Source organism: Bifidobacterium samirii, assembly GCF_003952945.1.
Lineage (GTDB): Bacteria > Actinomycetota > Actinomycetes > Actinomycetales > Bifidobacteriaceae > Bifidobacterium > Bifidobacterium samirii.
This window is the reverse complement of record NZ_QXGK01000041.1, coordinates 1-1,421: the sequence shown is the minus strand read 5'-3', so window position 1 is coordinate 1,421 and position 1,421 is coordinate 1. Positions and strand designations below refer to the sequence as shown.

The 1,421-nt window shown below is 62.4% G+C and carries 1 protein-coding gene; it reads right to left on the bottom strand.

Features of this window, described 5'->3' with window-relative positions:
• Positions 1-627: 627 nt before the first annotated feature.
• The gene (locus D2E24_RS10215) at positions 628-1,221 is read right to left on the bottom strand and encodes a hypothetical protein (RefSeq protein ID WP_164521105.1); all 594 of its coding nucleotides are present in this window, start codon (positions 1,219-1,221) and stop codon (positions 628-630) included.
• Positions 1,222-1,421 lie beyond the last annotated feature (200 nt).

The following is a 1,421-nucleotide window of genomic DNA, read 5'->3' as shown; positions in this document are numbered from 1 at the left end:
TCGCACTCGGCTTCCGCAACCTCGACAACTACATCACCAGAAGCCTGCTCCACACCGGCGGATTCAAACACGCCATCCAAACTCACCTCTAACCACCACCCCTACACACCAAAATGCGAAGAGCCAGATTAATACCATGAAAGGAGAGGCTGAGATGAACGGGCAAGAGCTGTTGGCGATGTTCGGCCTAAGCGAGGAGCAGGTCGAACGGGACGTGGAACGTATGGAGAGCGAGACCGAGAACCATGGAATCGTCGGCCCCGTCATCTTCCCAGTGCAAGTGGGACGGACTTCGCTCGGCCAAACGCGAGAGGTAGGCGACGGGGTTCCGAGCGAAGGTAGCGCCCGGAACCCCGCGCCCTCCAATCATCCCGCGAAACACCATGAAACACAAACTCACGGCACTCGCCCGTGCAGGCTGGGCCGCTAGCTGAATCATGTGTACGCGATTCAATCGGATCGCCCTGCGTAATCTGGTTGAACGTTACCTCATTGACGTAACGCCTCGCCCCCCATCATCTGCCGCTCGTACGCGGGGCCGCCCGGCTGGCGTGATGGTGGTCCCGCCTCACGCATGGAACAGTCGTCCATCCGAGTGCATTGACTGGTTTTTCGGGCATCCGGCGGTCAGAAACCCCAGTGGCCTTCGTGGCTGTCGCCGATGACCTCGAAACGTACGGTAGGCTCGTCCGGCGGATCGGCGACGAACCGTTCGATCAGCGCCATCTGCGGCCGGCTGATGCCGATGTCCGAATGCGGGCCGACACCCAGCACCGGCGCGGACGGTTCGCTGGACTGGATGGCGAGTCCCGCATCGTAGGTGGTCTCCTCGTCGTCGATCCACACGATCGGCCGACCGGCCTTGAGATGCGACAGGACCGCACGTCGCTTGCCGGTCCGCCGACCCTCCTGCGTGACCGAATCGTACCAAGCGATCGTCTCCCAATCCACGCCAAGCGCGAGATTCAATGCCTGCGTGTACGGCTGCCAGGTGCTCAGCCACAGGACGTCCGCGTCGAGCGCGCACAGACGCTCCACCAATTCACTCGACCAGGTGACGTTGATGTGGCCATGACTTCGACCGGCCCAGACCCGGTGCCGGCGGTCCGGTACGAACCAGTTCCCGGGCGCGTAGCGGGCGATGCGCGGATCGCCGGGCTTCATCCATGACGTCGAATTCTGACGGCATCGCACCTTCTCATCCGGGAACTGGTTGATCACACCGTCGAAATCGATCAGGACCAGCGCCCCGTCCGTCGAGTCCCGGAATCTTTCGGCGTTCCCCACTTCGCATCACCCATTACCATGTTTAGTAGGTCCCGATGGTCGGGACCGGGTCGCCGGTTCCGGTATGACTTTCTCGCCCTGTCGTTGATGATCCGGGGGGTGTCGTCGCCGGGAACGGGGACGCCCGCTGACCG